18 protein-coding genes and 1 other RNA gene are annotated in these 19,531 nt (G+C 66.7%); 7 read left to right on the top strand and 12 right to left on the bottom strand.

From position 1 onward, the window contains the following. Positions 1 to 19: 19 nt before the first annotated feature. The 9 genes from CHB69_RS01415 to dapA form a co-directional block, all read right to left on the bottom strand. Positions 20 to 610: a hypothetical protein gene (locus CHB69_RS01415; RefSeq protein WP_089214192.1), complete on the bottom strand. Its 591-nt coding sequence runs from the start codon at positions 608 to 610 to the stop codon at positions 20 to 22. Next, complete coding sequence (locus tag CHB69_RS01410; RefSeq protein WP_089214191.1) at positions 600 to 1,226, bottom strand: glutathione S-transferase family protein; 627 nt, start codon at positions 1,224 to 1,226, stop codon at positions 600 to 602. Before CHB69_RS01410 ends, CHB69_RS01415 begins: the two co-directional genes overlap by 11 nt. 284 nt (positions 1,227 to 1,510) lie before the next feature. Then, entirely contained in the window at positions 1,511 to 2,590 is a 1,080-nt protein-coding gene (recA, locus tag CHB69_RS01405; RefSeq protein ID WP_089214190.1) for a recombinase RecA, read from the bottom strand. A 494-nt stretch (positions 2,591 to 3,084) separates the two neighbouring features. After that, positions 3,085 to 3,435, bottom strand: coding sequence for a response regulator (locus CHB69_RS01400; RefSeq protein ID WP_089214189.1), 351 nt, complete (start codon positions 3,433 to 3,435; stop codon positions 3,085 to 3,087). Next, positions 3,425 to 5,803: a hybrid sensor histidine kinase/response regulator gene (locus CHB69_RS01395; protein ID WP_089214188.1), complete on the bottom strand. Its 2,379-nt coding sequence runs from the start codon at positions 5,801 to 5,803 to the stop codon at positions 3,425 to 3,427. The genes CHB69_RS01400 and CHB69_RS01395 overlap by 11 nt, the downstream gene beginning before the upstream one ends. A gap of 94 nt (positions 5,804 to 5,897) precedes the next feature. Further along, positions 5,898 to 7,961, bottom strand: coding sequence for a M13 family metallopeptidase (locus tag CHB69_RS01390; RefSeq protein WP_089214187.1), 2,064 nt, complete (start codon positions 7,959 to 7,961; stop codon positions 5,898 to 5,900). Positions 7,962 to 8,044: 83 nt separating this feature from the next. Further along, complete coding sequence (locus CHB69_RS01385; RefSeq protein ID WP_089214186.1) at positions 8,045 to 8,629, bottom strand: DUF2062 domain-containing protein; 585 nt, start codon at positions 8,627 to 8,629, stop codon at positions 8,045 to 8,047. Beyond that, complete coding sequence (smpB, locus tag CHB69_RS01380) at positions 8,626 to 9,111, bottom strand: SsrA-binding protein SmpB (RefSeq protein ID WP_089214185.1); 486 nt, start codon at positions 9,109 to 9,111, stop codon at positions 8,626 to 8,628. The genes CHB69_RS01385 and smpB overlap by 4 nt, the downstream gene beginning before the upstream one ends. Positions 9,112 to 9,121: 10 nt before the next feature. Next, positions 9,122 to 9,997 carry a 4-hydroxy-tetrahydrodipicolinate synthase gene (gene dapA / locus CHB69_RS01375; protein ID WP_089214184.1) on the bottom strand — a complete coding sequence of 292 codons (876 nt, stop codon included), beginning with the start codon at positions 9,995 to 9,997 and terminating at the stop codon, positions 9,122 to 9,124. Between the two features lie 110 nt (positions 9,998 to 10,107). On the opposite strand from dapA, the gene CHB69_RS01370 reads away from it, so the two are divergent. Both CHB69_RS01370 and greB read left to right on the top strand, forming a co-directional pair. Further along, entirely contained in the window at positions 10,108 to 12,132 is a 2,025-nt protein-coding gene (locus tag CHB69_RS01370; RefSeq protein WP_245836432.1) for a lytic transglycosylase domain-containing protein, read from the top strand. Positions 12,133 to 12,307: 175 nt separating this feature from the next. Then, positions 12,308 to 12,790: a transcription elongation factor GreB gene (greB, locus tag CHB69_RS01365; protein ID WP_089214183.1), complete on the top strand. Its 483-nt coding sequence runs from the start codon at positions 12,308 to 12,310 to the stop codon at positions 12,788 to 12,790. Here the strand turns inward: greB and CHB69_RS19975 are convergent. After that, entirely contained in the window at positions 12,781 to 12,939 is a 159-nt protein-coding gene (locus tag CHB69_RS19975) for a hypothetical protein (protein WP_170935394.1), read from the bottom strand. The genes greB and CHB69_RS19975 overlap by 10 nt on opposite strands. Before the next feature lie 75 nt (positions 12,940 to 13,014). Beyond that, positions 13,015 to 13,403: RNase P RNA component class A (gene rnpB, locus CHB69_RS01360), an RNA gene on the bottom strand. A gap of 163 nt (positions 13,404 to 13,566) precedes the next feature. Between rnpB and CHB69_RS01355 the strand changes: the two genes are divergently transcribed. From CHB69_RS01355 to CHB69_RS01340, 4 genes are all read left to right on the top strand, one after another. Further along, positions 13,567 to 14,211, top strand: coding sequence for a 50S ribosomal protein L25/general stress protein Ctc (locus CHB69_RS01355; RefSeq protein WP_089214182.1), 645 nt, complete (start codon positions 13,567 to 13,569; stop codon positions 14,209 to 14,211). A 143-nt stretch (positions 14,212 to 14,354) separates the two neighbouring features. After that, positions 14,355 to 14,924: an aminoacyl-tRNA hydrolase gene (pth, locus tag CHB69_RS01350; RefSeq protein WP_089214181.1), complete on the top strand. Its 570-nt coding sequence runs from the start codon at positions 14,355 to 14,357 to the stop codon at positions 14,922 to 14,924. Then, the gene (locus CHB69_RS01345) at positions 14,921 to 15,334 is read left to right on the top strand and encodes a GNAT family acetyltransferase (RefSeq protein ID WP_089214180.1); all 414 of its coding nucleotides are present in this window, start codon (positions 14,921 to 14,923) and stop codon (positions 15,332 to 15,334) included. Before pth ends, CHB69_RS01345 begins: the two co-directional genes overlap by 4 nt. A gap of 152 nt (positions 15,335 to 15,486) precedes the next feature. Next, positions 15,487 to 17,358, top strand: coding sequence for a PhoX family protein (locus tag CHB69_RS01340; RefSeq protein WP_089214179.1), 1,872 nt, complete (start codon positions 15,487 to 15,489; stop codon positions 17,356 to 17,358). 207 nt (positions 17,359 to 17,565) lie between these two features. Here CHB69_RS01340 and CHB69_RS01335 read toward each other — a convergent pair whose 3' ends face one another. Beyond that, complete coding sequence (locus CHB69_RS01335) at positions 17,566 to 18,231, bottom strand: CAP domain-containing protein (protein ID WP_089214178.1); 666 nt, start codon at positions 18,229 to 18,231, stop codon at positions 17,566 to 17,568. A 148-nt stretch (positions 18,232 to 18,379) separates the two neighbouring features. On the opposite strand from CHB69_RS01335, the gene ychF reads away from it, so the two are divergent. After that, entirely contained in the window at positions 18,380 to 19,477 is a 1,098-nt protein-coding gene (ychF, locus tag CHB69_RS01330) for a redox-regulated ATPase YchF (RefSeq protein WP_089214177.1), read from the top strand. Positions 19,478 to 19,531 lie beyond the last annotated feature (54 nt).

Genomic DNA, 19,531 nt, shown 5'->3' with positions numbered 1-19,531 from the left:
AGCCGATCGGCGCATGCGATCAGAAGGCGGTGGCGATCCCCTTCCCCAGATAGCAGGGCAATTGGCGCAGCACCTCGACCTTTGGCACGCCGTCCTCCATCATGTCGGACGGCACTTCGGACGTGTCGGTGCGCACGACGGTGAAGGGTGCGGCCGGCGCGGCGCGGTGGACGACGACATAGCCGCAATCCATCGTTCCGTCCCTGCGATCACCGCGGAAGTCGAAGGCGGCGTAGAGGCCGGACGGCTGGCCCGCGGGATCGAGATACCAGGTCAGGCGCAGGATACGGATCGTCCCGTCGGCCCACAGGCCGCCGCGCTTGCGCAGATCGGCCTCCCAGTCGAGCCGCGGGCTCGATGCCTGGAGCGACGGGCGCAGCATAGCATAGGCCGCGGCATAATCGCGCCGTGCCAGCGCGAGCGTATAGTCGGCAAAGCGGTCGATCGCCCCTTCCTCGTCGGTCGCGGCCGGTTTGAAATCGACGCCCTCGGGCGCAACCACCTCGCGTTCGACTTCGGGCCCGGCCACCGGCGGCGCGGCAGTGGCCGGCGCGCAGGTCGCCAGCAGGGCGGCGAGCAGCAATATCCGGCCGCGGCCATCAATAGCCATAATAGGCCCCGCCCTTCGCGCGGGCGCGCTGCCACGCGGGGCGCGCGTGGCACATGTTCACGAACTCGGCGAGCTTCGGATAGCGCGGCGCCATGCCCTGCATCACCGCGATTTCGGCAGGGAAGCTCAACATGATGTCGGCGGCGGACAGATCATCGCCGATAAAATGGCCGCTCGGGCCGAGCTTGCTCTCCATGTAGGAGAAATGCGAATCGAGCTGCTGCGCGATGCGCGCTTCGAGCGGCTCCGCCGCGGCGCCGAGACGCGCGGTGTAGAGGCGCAGCAGGATCGGCGTCATCGCCGAACCTTCGGCGAAATGCAGCCATTCGAGATGGCTGACATGATCGTCGGTGCCGCGCGCGGGCACGAGATGACCGCCGCCGTGGCGCTCGCACAGATATTCGACGATCGCGCCCGATTCGATGATCGCGCGGCCATCGTCCTCGAGCACCGGCGACTTGCCGAGCGGATGCACCGCGAGCAGCTCGGGCGGCGCGAGATTGGTTGTCGCGTCGCGCTCGTAATATTTGATCTCGTAGGGCGCGCCGATCTCCTCGAGCAGCCAGAGGATGCGCTGCGAGCGGCTGTTGTTGAGATGGTGGACGATCAGGGTCATGGCGCACTCCTCGATGACGACGACCCCGCGCGGGCCGGCAATCGGCGTATCCGACCCGGCGCCCGCTTGCCAATGAAGTTTGCCGATGAAGTTCGAGCGCCGCTTCAGGACGGAAGGACGTCCGGGAGGGGCAAGCGATCAACGGCGGGCGGGCCGGTCTGCGAGAGGGGTGCAGACCCAAGGAGCGGAACCGGTCCGGCCAAAGCCGGGGCGATTCCATGGCCCGCCGCCGTCGGCCGGCCGGTCGGGAGGGGCATGACCGGCCGGAAGGCGTTCAGTCGCGATCAAAGATCGCCATCGTCGTCCGCATCGGGGCCGGTCATCATCTCTTCGGCCACCGCCTCGGTACGGCCGCGGATCGCCGTCTCGAGTCGCTGCATAAGTTCAGGATTTTCCAACAGGAAATTCTTCGCATTCTCGCGGCCCTGGCCGATGCGCACCGAATCATAGCTGAACCAGGCGCCCGATTTCTCGACGAGCCCGGCCTTGACGCCGAGGTCGAGGATTTCGCCGATCTTCGAAATGCCCTGGCCGTACATGATGTCGAACTCGACCTGCTTGAACGGCGGCGCGACCTTGTTCTTGACGACCTTGACGCGCGTCGTGTTGCCGACGATCTCGTCGCGGTCCTTGATCTGGCCGGTACGGCGGATGTCGAGGCGGACCGAGGCGTAGAATTTGAGCGCGTTGCCGCCGGTCGTCGTCTCGGGATTGCCGTACATCACGCCGATCTTCATGCGCAGCTGGTTGATGAAGATCACCATGCAGCGCGAACGGCTGATCGAGCCGGTGAGCTTGCGCAGCGACTGCGACATCAGCCGCGCCTGCAGGCCGACGTGGCTGTCGCCCATCTCGCCCTCGATTTCGGCGCGCGGGACGAGCGCAGCGACCGAGTCGACGACGAGCACGTCGATCGCGTTCGAACGCACGAGCGTATCGACGATTTCGAGCGCCTGTTCACCCGTGTCGGGCTGCGACACGATCAACTCGTCGATATCGACCCCCAGCTTCTTCGCATAGACGGGATCGAGCGCATGTTCGGCATCGACGAAGGCGGCGGTGCCGCCGGTCTTTTGCGCCTCGGCGATGCAGTGCAGCGCGAGGGTGGTCTTGCCCGAGCTTTCGGGGCCATAGATTTCGATGACGCGGCCGCGCGGCAGTCCGCCGACCCCCAGCGCGATGTCGAGCCCGAGCGAGCCGGTCGAAACCGCCTCGACCTGCATTGCCTCCTTCGAGCCCAATTTCATCACCGAGCCCTTGCCGAAAGCGCGGTCGATCTGCGCCAAGGCGGCGTCGAGCGCCTTCTGCCTGTCCGTTCCGTTCACTGATTTCCCCGATTCGACGAGTGACAATTGTCCGGCCATGACCGTCCCTTTCCTGCTTAGAGCGACAGCAGACGCATCGCAACGCCCGGACCATCGTGTACGGCATTTGTTCTCGTGGAACAAGAGGGGAACGGAATTAATGTTCGGCGGTCATCTCTATCGGGATCGACAAAAGCATCGGAGGGTTTGCGCGGCAGCGAAGATCGTGACCAACGGCGGTCCCGGCGTTCGTCGGGGCTATGAGCAAGATCATCTTTGACTGAATAAGCCGTGCGCTCCCGCGAAGGCGGGAGCCCATCTCCCGACGGCCTAGAGCATCGTGCCGGAAATCTGCACCGTCTCCCCGAGCGAAGTCGAGGCGGCGACGCTGCGGTTCTCGCTCCGCTCGAACGAGCCCCTCGTCTTCGCTCGGGGATGCGGATGATTCAGATTTCGCGCAATTTGCTCTAATCTCGCACCGGTCGGAGATGGGTCCCCGCCTTCGCGGGGACACACGCACTTTCCCATGCGCCTCATTCAAGAGCAACCACGCCCTAGGAGAGAAGGTCCGCGAGCGTCGCTTCGATGTCGCTGATCCGGAAGGGCTTGGTCACCAGCCGGCGATCGGCGTGCGCGGGCGGGATCACGTCGCCGCCGCCCGATGTGAAGGCGAAGGGGATGCCGCGCGCGGCGAGCGCATCGGCGATCGGCCAGCCCTTTTCTTCGCCCAGATTGATGTCGACGAGCGCACCCGCAATCGGTTCGCGGTCGAGGATCGCGAGCGCCTCTTCGTTGGTCGTCGCCTGCGCGGGCTCGGGAAAATCGAGCGCGTCGAGCATGTCGACGAGCATCATGCCGATCAGCACATCGTCCTCGACGAGCAGGAGGCGGCGATCATCCGCCATCGGAGTTCCGATGCGCGGCGTCATCGAGCGCCGCCGACACCGCCTCGGCGAGCTGCGCGACCGAAAAGGGCTTGGGCAGGAAGGCGACATGGTCGATGTCGATCGACTGGCGCAACTGTTCCTCGGCATAGCCCGACATGAACAATATGGGCAGATCGGGCTTTTTTGCACGCATCGCGCGCACCATCGCCGGGCCGTCCATCACCGGCATCACCACGTCGCTGACCACCAGATCAATCTTGTCCATCGCGTCGAACCGTTCGAGTCCTTCTTCGCCCTGCTGCGCCGCCACGACATTATAACCCGCACGGACCAGCGCGCGTTCCGCGACCGCGCGCACCATATCCTCATCTTCGACGAGCAGGATGGTGCCGGTGCCCCACTGGCTCTTCTTCGGCCGCGCCGCGGGCACCGGAAGCGCGGGCGCGTCGCCGGTGGCGCGGTGGACGGGCAGATAGACGGTGAAGCTCGCGCCCTCGCCCGGCTTGCTGTCGGCGAAGATGAATCCCGCCGATTGCTTGACGATGCCGTAAACCGTCGAAAGCCCCAGCCCCGTCCCCTTGCCGACGTCCTTGGTGGTGAAGAAGGGCTCGAAAATCTTGGGCAGCACATCGGCGGGAATGCCGCTGCCGGTGTCGGAGATGCGCAGCGCGCTGTAGTCGGCGGGCGGCATGATCTCGCTGCCCATCACGCGCACCTCGGCGGTCGAGACGGGAAAGGTCTCGATCGTCATCGTGCCGCCGCCGGGCATCGCGTCGCGCGCATTGACGGCAAGGTTGATGATCACCTGTTCGAGCTGCACCGGGTCGGCGCGCACCGCGCCGAGCCCGCGGCCGTGATGCACAACAAGTTCGACCGTGTCGCCCATCAGCCGCTTCAACAGGTGCGAAACCTCTGAAATCACGTCGGGAAGCTGCAAAATCTGCGGCCGCAGCGTCTGCTGGCGCGAAAAGGCGAGCAATTGCCGCGTCAGGCTGGCGGCGCGATTCGCGTTGCTGCGGATCTGCTGGATGTCGTCATAGTCGCTGTCGCCGGGCGTGTGGCGCATCAGCATCAGGTCGCAGCTGCCGAGCACCGCGGTCAGGATGTTGTTGAAGTCGTGCGCGACACCGCCCGCGAGCTGGCCGACCGCCTGCATCTTCGATTGCTGCGCGACCTGCCGCTTGAGCCGCGATTCCTCGCTCGAATCCTTGAGGCTGAGCAGAACCGCGGCTTCGCCAAGCCCGCGCACCCCGACGACGCGCATCGACACCGGATCGTCGCTTTGCCCGGCCAGACGGATCGACAGGTCGCCGCCGACCTGTTGCCCGCTGCTGTGGCGGCGGATCATGTCGGCGAGCGGCCCCTTGTCCTCGCCGACGACAAGATCGCCCGGATAGCGCGGCAGCCGCCCTTCGGCGACCCCGGCGGCGCGCTTGAAGGCGCGGTTCATATAGAGAAAGCGGCCATCGCGATCGACCATCGCGAGGCCGAAGGGCAGCAGCGACAGCAAGGTTTCGACATAGCTTTGCGCGGTGCCGCGGTCGGCGGGGCCGATATCCTCGTCGATCAGCGCGAGCAGCATCGGCCCGACGCTGTCCGCGGGCGCGAGCGGCACCTGGATCAGGCGCACCGGCGTCGCACGGTCGCCCTCGTTGGTGAAATAAAGCGCGCCGGCGTCGTCGAGGCGCAACATCTGCGCGGCGTCGCGCCCGGCATAATGCGCCTGGTCGGCCTCCCCCAGCGCGCGCAGCAAAAAAGCCTGATTGGCGACGCGCAACCGACCCTCGGCGCTGACCAGTGCCGCCATGACCCCCGCCTCGCCGAGCGTGCGGCCCGCCGGCCCTTCGAGGTGGCGGACGATTTCGCCGGCAAGGTCGAGCCGTTCCTGCGCCGCGAAGCGCCAGACGAGATAATCCTCGGCCTGCCCGGTGCGCGTCACCTGCGCGCGCAGCCGCAGCGCGCCGATCGCCAGATCCTCGACGACGCCTTCGCCGTCGCGCCACGCGCCGCGCCCCGCATCCTTGAGCCGCTCCGCGCCCGCGCCGTCGAGCGGCAGCCCCGGCGGGGTGACGAAGCCGCCCATCCACGTCGCGAAAAGATCGTTCGCGCAGACGAGCCGCCCGCCGCGGTCGGTCACCGCGATCGCGACATCGTCGTGCGCGACCGCCTGACGCAGCATCGTCCAGTCGGTCGCCGCCGCCTCGGCCGCCGCGGCGGCAGGAAACAGGCGCCGCACGAAGAGAAGACCGCCGGCCGCGACCGCCAGCCCCGCCAGAAAGCCCCCGGCAAGGACGGCGTCGCGCGTCGCCCAGAAGAGGAGCGCCACCGAGACGAGCGCGAGCCCCGCGACCAGCGCGAGGTCGACTCGCGACAGGCCGCCGGGCATCGCCGGGCGCGCGGGCCCCGCCCCCCTGCTGAAATCGCCGTCAGCGGAAGGCAGGCTTGTCGCGGTCAATGACGCTTTTCCCCTTGTTGGCGCATCACCAGATGCGGACACGATCCTTTGGCGCCAGATAGAGCTTCTGGCCGTCCTTTACCGCGAAGGCCTTATACCAGGGATCGAGGTTGCGCGAGACCCAAGTCCGCTGAATCGAGGGCGAATGCGGGTCGGTCGTGATCCGCTGCGACAAATTCTGCTCGCGGTAGTTGCGCCGCCACACCTGCGCCCAGCCGAGGAAGAAGCGCTGGTCGCCGGTCGTGCCGTCGATGACCGGCGCCTCCTGGCCGTTCAGCGACGCCTTATAGGCGTCATAGGCGATGTTGAGCCCGGCGAGATCGCCGATATTCTCGCCCAGCGTGAAAGTGCCGTCGAGATGTTCGCCGGGGAGCACTTCATAGGCGTCATATTGCGCGGCGAGCGCCTTGCCCGCGGCTTCGAACGCCTTGACGTCGGCGGGGGTCCACCAGTCGGCGAGCTTGCCGGTCTCGTCATATTTCGAGCCCTGGTCGTCGAAATGGTGGCTGATCTCGTGGCCGATCACCGCACCGATGCCGCCATAGTTGATCGCCGGGTCGGCATTGGGGTCGAAAAAGGGCGGCTGAAGGATCGCGGCCGGGAAGACGATCTCGTTCATGCCGAAATTGGCATAGGCGTTGACCGTCATCGGGGTCATCCCCCACTCCCAGCGGCGGATCGGCCCGCCGAGGCGGCTGATATTGTCGTCGTGCGCGAACTGGTTCGAACGCAGCGCATTGCCGAACAGGTCGTCGGCCTTGATGACCAGCGCGCTATAATCCTTCCAGCGGTCGGGATAGCCGATCTTGACGGTGAAATTGGCGAGCTTCTTCTTCGCCTTCACCTTGGTTTCGGGCTGCATCCACGCCAGATTGTCGATACGGTGGCCGAGCGCGACGAGGACATTCTGCACCAGCTTTTCCATCGCCGCCTTGGTTTCGGGCGGGAAATATTTCGCGACATAATCCTTGCCGACCGCTTCGCCCATATTGTTCGTGGTGAAATCGACCGCGCGCTTCCAGCGTTCCTGCATCTCGGGCGTGCCCGACAGCGCGGTGCCATAGAAAGCGAAACTTTCCTTCGCCACCGCATCGGGGAGCACGTCGGAGAAGCCGTCGAGGCTGCGCACGATCAGCGCGTCGCGGATCACCTCGATCGGCGCATCGGCGATGATCTTTGCCTCACCGGTAAAGGCGCTCGGCTGGGCGACGAGCAGCTGATCCTCATGAACCCCGACGCCGTGGATGAAGCCGGCCCAGTCAAAGCCCGGCGCCGTCTTTTGCAGCTCGGCGATGGTCATCTTGTTGTAGACCTTGGTCGCGTCGCTGCTGTCGTTCTTGTCCCAGTGGACGGTCGCGATCGACTTTTCGAGGTCGTAGATCGCCTGCGCGCGCGCTGCTGCGTTGGTTTCGCCCGCGAGGGTGAGCATGTTTTCAAGATGCTGGAGATAGGCCGCCTGCAGCTTTTCGTTGCGCTCGCCGGGCTTCAGATAGAAATCGCGGTCGGGCATGCCGATGCCGCCCTGATAGAGCGAATAGATGTAAACGTCGGGATTCTTGTCGTCCTGCCCGACATAGCCGCCGAAGAAATGCGAGACGCCGCTGCGGTCCGCCTCGGCGAGCAGCTTCGCGAGCCCCGCCTTGTCGACGGCGCGGATCTTGTTCAGCCACGGCTCGATCGGCGCGAGGCCCTTTGCCTCGACCGCCTGCGCGTCGAGGAAGGAGGCGTAGGCGCGGCCGATCATGCTGGCCGGGTCGCCCTTCGCCGCTTCCAATATCTCCTGCGTGCGCTTCTGCGACAGGTCGGCGAGCGCGGTGAACATACCGTAATTCGACTTGTCGGCAGGGATCGCGGTGTCCTTCGCCCAGGTGCCGTTGGCATAGGCATAGAAGTCGTTACCCGGCAGGACCGTCGTGTCCATGCCCTTGGCGTCGAAGCCATAGCTGCCGATCTCGGGCGTATGCGCGGCGGTGGCGGCGGTCGTCGCGGCGTCTTCCTTCGCCGCGAGCGGGCTGGCAGCGCTGCCGAAAAGGATGGCGCCCAGCGCCGCCGTCGCCATCAGGCGCGGAAATCGGATCGAACGAGTCATGAAAAGTCCCCAGTATCAACAGATGGCATCGCCCCGGACGGAGCGATCGCGATGATCCAGCTATAATCGGGCCGCGCGCGGGTTCAACCGGCGCCGTTGTCGCTCGTCGATGGCTCAAGTCGTTGGTCGGCGCGCCCGCGCCGCCGGCGGCGCCACTTGTCGCCGATGAACCAGCGCCAGCCAAAGGCGGTCACGACATAGAGCACCGCCGCCGTCACCACGCCGAGCACGATCAGCCCGAAGGCGGTGATCGTCGCGGCGCCGGTCAGCCACTGCATCATGTCGCCAACATCGGTGGTGCGCACCGCGGTGCCGATCGGGCGGCCATAGGTCATCGCATCGACGCGCAGGATGAAGCTGCCGGTTTCATAGGCCGCGACCCAGACGAGCGGCGTCGTCAGCGGATTGGTGATGAAGGTGGTCAGCGCCGCGACGGGCACATTGGCGCGCACCGGCAGCGCGAGGATCGCGGCGAAGAGAATTTGCGCGAAAGGCACGATGATCCCGACGAGCGCGCCGAGCGCGACCCCGCGCGGCACCGAACGGCGGGTGAAGCGCCACAGTTCGGGGCGCAGGACGCGGTGGGCAAAGGGCCGGATCCAGCGGCTCTTCGCCATATCCTCGCGGCGCGGCAGGTTGCGCGCGACCCATTGCCGGATGCGGCTCATCCGCGTTCTTTCATCAGCCGCTGCTTGTCGCGCTTCCAGTCGCGTTCCTTGATCGTCTCGCGCTTGTCGTGCGCCTTCTTGCCCTTGGCGAGCGCGAGCTCGACCTTGGCGCGGCCGCGGCTGTTGAAATAGACCGACAGCGGCACGAGCGTCATCCCCTGCCGCGCGACGCCGGCATGCAGCTTGTTGATCTCGCGCCCGTTGAGCAGCAGTTTCCGCGGCCGGCGCGGCTCGTGGTTGAAGCGGTTGCCGTGGCTGAATTCGGGGATATTGGCGTTGATCAGCCACACCTCGCCGCCCGCGACCTCGGCATAGCTTTCGGCGATCGTCCCTTCGCCGAAGCGCAGCGACTTCACCTCGGTCCCCTGCAAGGCGATCCCCGCCTCGAACACCTGTTCGATGCTATAGTCGAAGCGCGCGCGCCGGTTTTCGGCGACGACCTTCTTCTTGTCGAATTCGGCGGCGGACTGCGGACGGGCCATTGGAAGAAACCTAGAGAACTCCAGCCGCGGCGAGCGCGGCATCGACGGCGGCGCGCGAAGCGGCGGACGCCGGAATGATAGGTAGGCGCACTTCGGGCGAAAACCAGTCGTGGACGCGCGACAGCGCATATTTTGCGGGGCCGGGCGACGCGTCGGAGAACATCGCCTTGTGCAAGCCGAACAGGCGGTCGTGCAAGCCGAGCGCGCGGCTCCACTCGCCCGCGGCGCAGGCGGCGGCGAAATCGGCGCAGAGGCGCGGCGCGACGTTCGCGGTGACCGAGATGCAGCCGACGCCGCCCATCGCGGCGTGCGGCAGCCACAGATCGTCGTTGCCCGACAGCTGGCAGAAACCCGCCCCCGCGCCGGCGCGATGGATCGTCACGCGGGCGAGGTCGCCGCTCGCGTCCTTGACCGCGACGACGCTGGGGATTTCGGCGAGCTTGCACATCGTCTCGGCACTGATGTCGGTGACGGTACGGCCGGGAACATTATAGACGACGATCGGCAGGTCGCTCGCGTCGGCGAGCGCCTTGAAATGCGCGAGCAGGCCGTCCTGCGTCGGCCGGTTGTAATAGGGCGCGACGATCAGCGCCGCGTCGGCCCCCGCCGCCTGCGCGTGGCGCATATGGCGGATCGCGGTCGCGGTGTCGTTCGACCCGCAGCCGGCGATCACCGGCACCCGCCCCGCCGCCGCCTCGATGCAGCAGTCGATGACCCGATAATGTTCGTCGAAGCCGAGGGTCGGGCTCTCGCCTGTCGTCCCGCACGGCACGAGCGCTTTCGATCCCTCGCCGACCTGCCAGTCGACCAGACGCGCGAAGGCGGGGGCGTCGAACGCCCCGTCGCGAAACGGCGTCACCAAGGCGGGAATCGAACCCGAAAACATGCGAGGCTCCTTTACAAAATTTCGGCGGTAACCGATAGAATTGGCCGGCGCGCCGCCTAATGGACGCCTATTCAGCGCGCTGCAAGGAGTTTGCCGCTATCATGCCGCGCATGATCCGACTGTCCCCCATTTCCCGCCTCGCCCTCGCGGCCGCCCTGTTGATCCCCGGCATGGCCTCGGCCAGCGAGCTTACTCCCGAACAAATGGCCTGGTATCGCGCCCAGATGGGGCTCGCGTCGGTCTCGACCGCCCCGCCGAGCGCGACCAATTCGGTCGGCGACGCGCTGATCGAATGGCGCCGGCTGACGCAGGACCAGAATGCGTCCTTCGACCGGCTGTCACGCTTCCTGATGGCGAACAAGGGCTGGCCCGATGCCGAGAAGATGCGCATTCGCGCCGAAAAGGCGATCGCGGTCGACAGCTATGATCCGGCGCGCACCCTCGCCTATTTCACCGCCTATCCGCCGAAGACGCCGAGCGGACAGCTGCGCCTGGCGCTCGCGCTCAACGCCTCGGGCCGCCGCGACGAGGCGAATGCCGCGGTGCGCCGCGCGTGGGTCGGCGGTTCGCTCAGCGACGACGAGATCAGCCGGGTGCTGTCTTTCTTCCCCGGCGCGCTGACGGCGGCCGACCATGATGCACGCATGGACCGCCTGCTGTGGTCAAACGACACCGCGGCCGCCGCACGTCAGCTCGGCTTCACCTCGCCGCAGAAACGCGCGGTGTTCGCGGCAAGGCTCGCGATGCGCAGCGGCGCGGTCGATGCCGCGATGCAGGCGGCGGCGGTCGAGGCGGCCAATCCGTCGATCCTGCGCACCGATGCGGGCTATATCACCGCCAAGGCGACGTGGCTGCGCCGCTCGGGCCGCGTCGGCGAAGCGCGCGCGCTGCTCGCCGGTCCGCGCCAATTGTCGGCGCCGCCGCTCGACGCCGAGGAATGGCTCGAAACCTTGCTCACCAACGCGCGCCTCGCCGACGCGGGGGGCGACAAGCTGACCGCCTTTAATATCGCGAGCCGGCTCGACGACGCGCTGCCGCCGGGCACGGTGGTGCGCGAAACCCCGCTGGGGGTGCGCGACGATTATACGTCGCTCGCGTGGCTCGCCGGTCAGATCGCGCTCAAGGACATCGGCCGTCCCGCCGATGCCGCGCGGATGTTCAGGGCCTATGGCGACGCCGCGCGCTCGGCGCAGACGCGGACCAAGGGCTATTATTGGGCGGGCCGCGCCGAACTCGCGGCGGGCAAGCGCGACGCCGCCAACGCCGAATTCGCCGACGCCGCGCAGCATTATGACCAATTCTATGGCCAATTGTCGCTCGAGCGGCTGCACCGGCCGCAGCCGAAGCCGCTGCCCGAGCCGAAAGTGCAGGTCTCGCAAGCCGAACGGGCCGCGTTCGAGGACGATCGCCTCGTCCGCGCCGCGCGTGCGCTCGGCGAGATCGGCGCGTGGCGCGAGCAGTCGTTGTTCCTGCGCGCGCTCGCACAGGAGGCGACGACCCCCGCCGACCATGTGCTCGCGGGCCAGCTCGCGAAACAGATCGGCCGCCCCGACCTGGGTGTGATGATCGGGCGCAGCGCGCAGGCGAACAGCCTCGACGCGGTCGAGGTATCGGGCTTTCCGACGGTGCGCGTGCCAGCGGGGCACGAGGGCAACTGGACCTTCATCCACGCGATCAGCCGGCAGGAGAGCCAGTTCGACCGTCAGGCGATCAGCCACGCCGGCGCGCGCGGGATGATGCAGCTGATGCCCGGCACCGCACGCGAAGTCGCGGGCAAGCTGGGGCTCAGCTACGATGCTTCGGCGCTGACCACCGACAGCAGTTATAATATGACGCTTGGGTCCACCTATTTTCAGCAGATGCTGCGTTATTTCGGCGGCAGCTATCCGCTCGCGGTCGCCGCCTATAACGCCGGGCCCGGCAATGTGAACAAATGGCTGCGCGCCAACGGCGATCCGCGCACCGGCGCGATCAGCATGGTCGACTGGATCGAGGCGATTCCGATCTTTGAAACGAAGAATTACGTCCAGCGCGTGCTCGAAAATGCCGTGGTTTACGACACGCTGCGCGACGACGGGCGCAAGCTGCCCGACGCGCCGCTCAGCTTCTATCTCGGCAAACCGACGCCGGGGTGACGATCCGCGTCGGCATCGCTTTCGCCCAAACGAGCCGTGTGCTCCCGCGAAGGCGGGAGCCCATCGTCCGACGGCTCCATCTTGCGCCTGCCGGAGATGGGTCCCCGCCTTCGCGGGGACACACGCCTTTCCCGAGGGATTTATTCACAGGGGGCACGCGCCAGGAGATGAGCGGATGACAGGGGAGCGCAGCAACATCATCAGCCCCGCGGGCTTTGCCGCGCTGCGCGCCGAATATGACGCGCTGCTCGGCGACGAACGGCCGAAGCTCGTCGAGACGATCAGCTGGGCGGCGGGCAATGGCGACCGCAGCGAAAATGGCGATTATATCTATGGCCGCAAGCGGCTGCGCGAGATCGACCGGCGGCTCGCTTTTCTCGCGCGGCGGATGAAGGCCGCGCGCGTCGTCGATCCCGCGCAGCAGCCCGACAGGAGCCGCATCTGGTTCGGCGCGACGGTCGAGCTCGCCGACGAAGAGGATATGCGGCGCACCGTCACCCTGGTCGGCGACGACGAAGCCGATGCCGGCGCGGGACGCATCGGCTGGAACAGCCCGCTCGCGCGCGCCTTGCGCGGCGCAGCGATCGGCGACCTCAGGACGGTCGTGCTGCCCGCCGGTCCCAAGGAATGGGAAGTCGTTGCGGTCGACTATCCCTGACGCAGCAACGCCGGGATGATCCACACCGCCGAGAGGACGATCACCGCGAGAAAAATCGAAATGCCGAGGACATAGCGGACGCCCTGCCCCTTGATCCCGCTCGAGGCTTCTTCGTCGGTGACTTCGATATGGTCTTCGACGACTTTCATGCTCGGTCTCCCGTTCTCTTGCGTCAAAAGCAACGCGCCGCCTGCGCGGCCAGTTCCGCGCCTGCAGGGGAGAGAATGGCCAGAGGGTCTGTAAGCCGGGTTCTGTCCACCCCGTTTCCGGGGATGGGCGATCATTCCTCTAGGCGGCCGGTTGCCCGGACGCTCAAGCAGTCAACCCGGACGGCGGGGCCGGAACCAGCCCTGGGTCACCCCATGCCATCCCTATTCGACCTTGCTCCCGGTGGGGTTTGCCGTGCCGCGTCCGTTACCGTCCGCGCGGTGCGCTCTTACCGCACCCTTTCACCTTTCGCCGGGCCGAAGCCTTTGGCGGTCTTCTCTCTGTGGCACTTTCCCTGACTCCGGTTGCCCGAAGCCGCCGGACGTTATCCGGCACCGTGGTTTCCGTGGAGCCCGGACTTTCCTCCCCCGCGCTGACGCGCGGCGGCGATCGCCCGACCCTCTGGCACGATCCCTTATAGCGCGAAGTGCGCGACATGGCGATAGGGCGGTTGGCGACGGCCGTTGCCGCTTGCATTTCCGTCGCTTCCCCGCTATGCGCCCGCGCTTCCGTCATGGTCATCCCTGGAGGCGTGGCGGGCTTGTTGAACTGTTTCTCGGAGAAATATTATGAGCGATCAGCTGACGCTGACGGCCGAGACGCGCGAACGCGGAGGCAAGGGAGCCTCGCGTGACCTGCGTCGCAACGGCCGCGTCCCCGCCGTCGTCTATGGCGGCAAGGAAGAACCCCTGATGATCCACGTCGAGGAAAAGCTGCTGGTCAAGCAGCTGATGACGGGTCATTTCATGAACTCGGTCGTGATGATCGAAGTCGGCGGCAAGACCATCCGCACGCTGCCCAAGGACGTCGCTTTCCACCCGGTCAAGGATCGCCCGATCCACGCCGACTTCCTGCGCATCGCCAAGGACGCCAAGGTCCATGTGTCGGTGCCGGTCGTGTTCCAGAACGAAGAGCTGGCGCCGGGCCTGAAGCGCGGCGGCGTGCTGAACATCGTTCGCCACGAGCTCGAGCTCGTCTGCGACGCCGCGCACATCCCCGACGAGATCGCGATCGACGTCACCGGCTATGACGTCGGCGATTCGATCCATATCAGCAATGTGACGCTGCCCGCCGGCAGCGAGAGCGCGATCACCGATCGCGACTTCACCATCGCGACGATCGTTGCCCCCTCGGCGATGAAGTCGAGCGAAGGCGATACGACCAAGGACGAGGGCGAAGGCGAAGCCGCTGCCGAAGGCGGCGAAGAAGCCTGATCACCAAGCTCTGGCCCCTCCCCTTCGGGGGAGGGGTTGGGGTGGGGTTTTGGGGGTCGCGCGGAGCCCAGTGCCCACCCCGCTGCGCCCCGGACTGGATCCGGGGCTCGCTGCCCCTCCCCGAACGTGGAGGGGTTTTTGATATGCAGCTATGGGTCGGCCTCGGCAATCCCGGGCCCCAATATGCGATGCACCGCCACAATGTCGGCTTCATGGCGCTCGACGTCATCGCCGACATGCACGGCTTTTCGGCGCCCGCGAAGAAATTCCAGGGCTGGCTGCAGGACGGCCGCATCGGCCGCGAGCGCGTGCTGCTGCTCAAACCCGCGACCTTCATGAACGAAAGCGGCCGCAGCGTGCGCGCCGCGATGGATTTCTACAAGCTGGCGCCGCAGGACGTCACCGCCTTTTACGACGAACTCGACCTCGCGCCGATGAAGGTAAAGGTCAAGCAGGGCGGCGGCGCGGCGGGGCATAATGGCATCCGCAGCATGATCGCGCATATCGGCGACGATTTCCGGCGCGTGCGCATCGGGATCGGCCATCCGGGGCACAAGGACCGGGTGACCGGCCATGTCCTCGGCAATTATGCAAAGAGCGAGATCGAGCCGCTGACCGACCTGCTCGGCGCGATCGCGGCGGAGGCGCCGTGGCTCGCCGACGGCGACGAGGCGCGCTTCCAGAGCGACCTCGCGCTGCGGTTGCAGCCGTGACCGCGATCCGGGCGGCGCGAACGAGCGACGCCGCGGCGGTGATCGCGCTGTGGCGCGCGTGCGACCTCACGCGGCCATGGAACGACCCGCAAGCCGATTTCGACCGCGCGCTCGGCCATGCCGCCGCGACGGTGCTCGTCGCCGAGAAAGGGAGCGCAATCGCCGGGACGGTGATGGCGGGCTTCGACGGGCATCGCGGCTGGATCTATTATCTGGGCGTCGCCCCCGCGAGGCGCGGCGAAGGCCTTGCGCGCCGGCTGCTCGACGCGGCGTGCGACTGGCTGCGCGGGCAAGGCTGCCCGAAGGTCGAGTTGATGGTCCGCGACGGCAACGATGCGGCGACGCTCTATCGCCATCTGGGCTGGGAACCGCAGGGCGTCCAGGTCTTTGGGCGCTGGCTCGCCAGGTGACTCGCAAGCTCTTGTAACAAGAGCGTAACCTGCAAACTTTGTTTTGACGCAATATTGCAACGACGGCGCAACGCCGCTCTGCGACCACCGCCCCGCCAATGCGAGGGCATGCCGCCTTTCGCATCCACAGCCACAGCGAAAAGGGGCACTGCATGTCATATCTGACCGACGAGGCGCGCGCGCCGTACCGCCGCGATACCGACGATTTGAACGGACCCGACAGCCTGGAAGCGATCGTCGCCGGCAACCCGTCGCGCCGCTCGATCCTGCGCAAGGGCCTGCTCGGCCTATCGGTGATCCCCGCCGTGGCGCTCGCCGGCTGCGATGACGACGATTCGAGCCCGACGCCGACCCCCACCCCGACCCCGACGCCAACCCCCACGCCGACGCCGACGCCGGTCAGCTATGAGGTGACGTTCGAGCCGGTCGAGGCGAACGAGGACGATACGGTTACCGTGCCCGCGGGCTATTCGGTCGCGGTGCTGCTGAAAGCCGGCGATTCGATCGAATCGGGCGCACCCTATTCGGGCAGCTACCCCACCCCCGCCGACGCCGAGAAATGGGCCGGCGGCAACCATGACGGCATGGAATATTTCGAGCTGCCCGACGTTGATCCGAACACAGGCGGGCTGCTGGCGATCAACTTCGAATATCCCGATTTCAACATATTGATGGCGGGCGACTATGACCCCGCCACCGCCTCGGCCGACCAAAAGGCGCTCGCGCTGTCGGCGGTCGGGATCGGCGTGGTCGAGGTCGCGAAGGGCAGCGACGGCAGCTGGGCGGTCAAGGACGGATCGACCTATAACAAGCGCTATACCGGCAACGGCAGCTATCGCGCCGGCGGCCCTGCCGCGGGCGTGCTGTCGGGCACGATCAAGGGGATGCTCAACAATTGCTCGAGCGGCCGGACGCCGTGGAACACCTACCTCACCTGCGAAGAGACGACCGACAATTATCTCGACCCGACGCAGCCCGAGCATAATTACGGCTGGGTGGTCGAGATCGACCCGCTGCGCGAACTCGCGACCCCGACGAAGCGCACCGCGATGGGCCGCTTCAGCCACGAGAATGTCGCCTTCATGGCGAACGGCGACAATCGCGTCGCTTTCTATATGGGCGACGATTCGACGCCGGGCTGCATCTATAAATTCGTCCCCGACCGGGCGTTCAATCCCGACAACCGCGCCGCGAACACCGACCTGCTCGATTATGGCACCCTCTATGTCGCACGCTTCAACGCCGACGGTTCGGGCGAGTGGCGCGAGCTGAGCGTGGGCGTCAACGGCCTGACCGCGGGCGCGCAGGACCCCGGCAATGTCAGCCAGAGCACGACGCCGCCGGCGCCCACGACGGTCGATTTCAACAATCAGGCCGACGTGCTGATCAACTGCCCGTCCGCGGCGCGCGTCGCGGGCGGCACGGTGATGGATCGCCCCGAATGGATCACGGTCGCGCCCGACAACAGCGCGGTCTTCGTCACCCTGACCAACAACAGCCGCCGCGCGGTCACCGACGCCGCCAACCCGCGCGTCACCAACCTGCACGGCCATATCATCAGGTTCAGCGAGACGGGCAACGATCCGCTGGCGACGGGCTTCAGCTGGGAAATCTTCCTGCTCGCCGGCGATCCGTCGCTCGCGGCGGGTGGCAGCAACCTCATCGGCGACATCGACGGCGACACTTTTTCGAGCCCCGACGGCATCCGCATCGACCCGCAGGGCCGCCTGTGGGTGCAGACCGACCACAGCGTCCCCGGCAATTCGGGCGTTCCGGGCACGACCATCGACGGCACCTTCGGCCACAATGCGATGTTCTACATCGACCAGACGACGAAGGAATCGAAGCGCTTCCTCGTCGGTCCCAACGGCTGCGAGATCACCGGCCTTGCCTATACGCCCGATCTCAAGACCTTCTTCGTGAACATCCAGCATCCGAACGGCAACTGGCCGGTCGACGGCGAGGAACCGCGCTCGTCGACGGTAGTGATTCAGCGCGAAGACAGCGCGCCGATCGGCAACTGACGCGACCGACGCCCGCCGCGCATCCCGGCGCGGCGGGCGGCTTCGTCTGGAGCCTGATCACTTTTGACTGAACAAGCCCGTGCGCTCCCGCGAAGGCGGGAGCCCATCTCCTGATGGCGCGATACGGAACCGGCCGGAGATGGGTCCCCGCCTTCGCGGGGACACACGAACTTTCCCAAGCCCTTCCTTCAACGATGATCCAGGCCTCTAAGGCGACCGCTTCGGCGGCGGCGGAGGCGATCCGTCGGGGGTTTCGGAAAGGTCGATCACGCACATCGTCCGCCACAGGCGATGCGGACCGCACGCCACGCCCGCATAACGATAGCGCGCTGACAGCAGCTGCCAGCGATGGCCCCGCCCCGGCACGCCGTCGTCGACGATCAGCTGTCGGACGACCGAGGCGGGGTCGCTGTGGCCATAGGTGATCACTTCACCGACATAACGGCCGCCGCCGCGCGCCACGACGCGCGCGCCGGGGTTGCGACCGTTCGAGATATGCCCGACGCCGCCGCTGCGCGATTGCGCCGCGACATGATCGGCGGCGGCGCCCGCCAGCACGGCGCTGAACCGCAGCTCGCCCAGCGGCGCAGTGCGGCCGAGCTGCGCGATCGCTTCGTCCACCGGCCGCACCCCCTCGCGCGTCTGGAAATCCCCCTCGCCGTCCGTGCCATAAGCGATCAGCCCGTCGATGCGGTCGCGGTAATCGTGCAGTTCGCCGGTATAGCCCTCGGGATCGGCGCGCATCGCGTTGAGTTCGTCGAGCACATCGGCTTCGAACCCGCGCGGCGATGCCGCCACGGCGATGGGCAGGAACAGCAGGACGGCCGCAAAGGGCGCGGCGGAGCGGACTATCGGAAAATATCGTGCGACCATATGGCCGGCCCTAATCGGGTCATGCTGAACGCCCGACAACCGGCTGCGTCGCCAGGGCTGGCAAAATCGGCCGGGACCGGCTAGCGCGCGCAGCCAAAGGGGCGCACCACGCCGCGCCTCCCCCAAATTGACGAAAGATACCGGACTCATGGGTTTCAAATGCGGCATCGTCGGGCTGCCCAATGTCGGCAAGTCCACCCTGTTCAACGCGCTGACCGAGACGCAGGCCGCGCAGGCGGCGAATTATCCCTTTTGCACGATCGAGCCGAACATCGGCAATGTCGCGGTGCCCGACGCGCGACTCGACAAGCTGGCCGCGGTCGCCGGCAGCGCGAAGATCATCCCGACCCAGCTCGCCTTCGTCGACATCGCGGGGCTCGTGCGCGGGGCGTCGAAGGGCGAAGGGCTGGGCAACCAGTTCCTCGGCAATATCCGCGAGGTCGATGCGATCGTTCATGTGCTGCGCTGTTTCGAGGACGACGACATCCAGCATGTCGAGAATAAGGTCGACCCCGTCGCCGATGCCGAGACGGTCGAGACCGAATTGCTCTTGGCCGACCTCGAAAGCCTCGAAAAGCGCGTCCCTGCCTTTCAGAAGAAGGCGACGAGCGGCGACAAGGAGGCCAAGGCCGCGGCCTCGGTGCTCGGGCAGGCGCTCGAGCTCTTGCGCGCCGGCAAGCCCGCGCGGCTGACCGAGCCCAAGGACGTCGAGGAAGAACGCATCCTGAAACAGGCGCAGCTGCTGACGCTGAAGCCCGTCCTCTATGTCTGCAATGTCGAGGAAGCCAATGCCGCGAACGGCAACGCCCACAGCGAAGCCGTCTTTGCACGCGCCAAGGCCGAGGGCGCACAGGCGGTGATCGTCTCCGCGGCGATCGAAAGCGAACTCGTCGGGATGGAAGCGGGCGAACGGATGCTGTTCCTCGAGGAAATGGGTCTGCACGAAACCGGGCTCGCGCGCGTCATCCGCGCCGGATACGAACTGCTGCACCTTTTGACCTTCTTCACCGTCGGGCCGAAGGAAGCGCGGGCCTGGACCGTCCACAAGGGCGCGACCGCCCCCGAGGCGGCGGGCGAAATCCACAGCGACTTCCAGAAGGGCTTCATCCGCGCCGAAACGATCGCCTATGACGATTATGTCGCACTCGGCGGCGAGGCCAAGGCGCGCGAGGCGGGCAAGCTGCGCGCCGAAGGCAAGGCCTATGTCGTCAACGACGGCGACGTGATGCATTTTCTGCATAGTTAAGGGGCGTCGCCGGCGCGAGATCGGGTTGGGGGTGAGTGCAGACCCAACCGACAT

It is taken from the genome of Sphingopyxis indica (assembly GCF_900188185.1).
Classification (GTDB): domain Bacteria; phylum Pseudomonadota; class Alphaproteobacteria; order Sphingomonadales; family Sphingomonadaceae; genus Sphingopyxis; species Sphingopyxis indica.
Note: the sequence above shows the minus strand (reverse complement) of the source record. Positions and strands in the feature narration are given on the sequence as shown.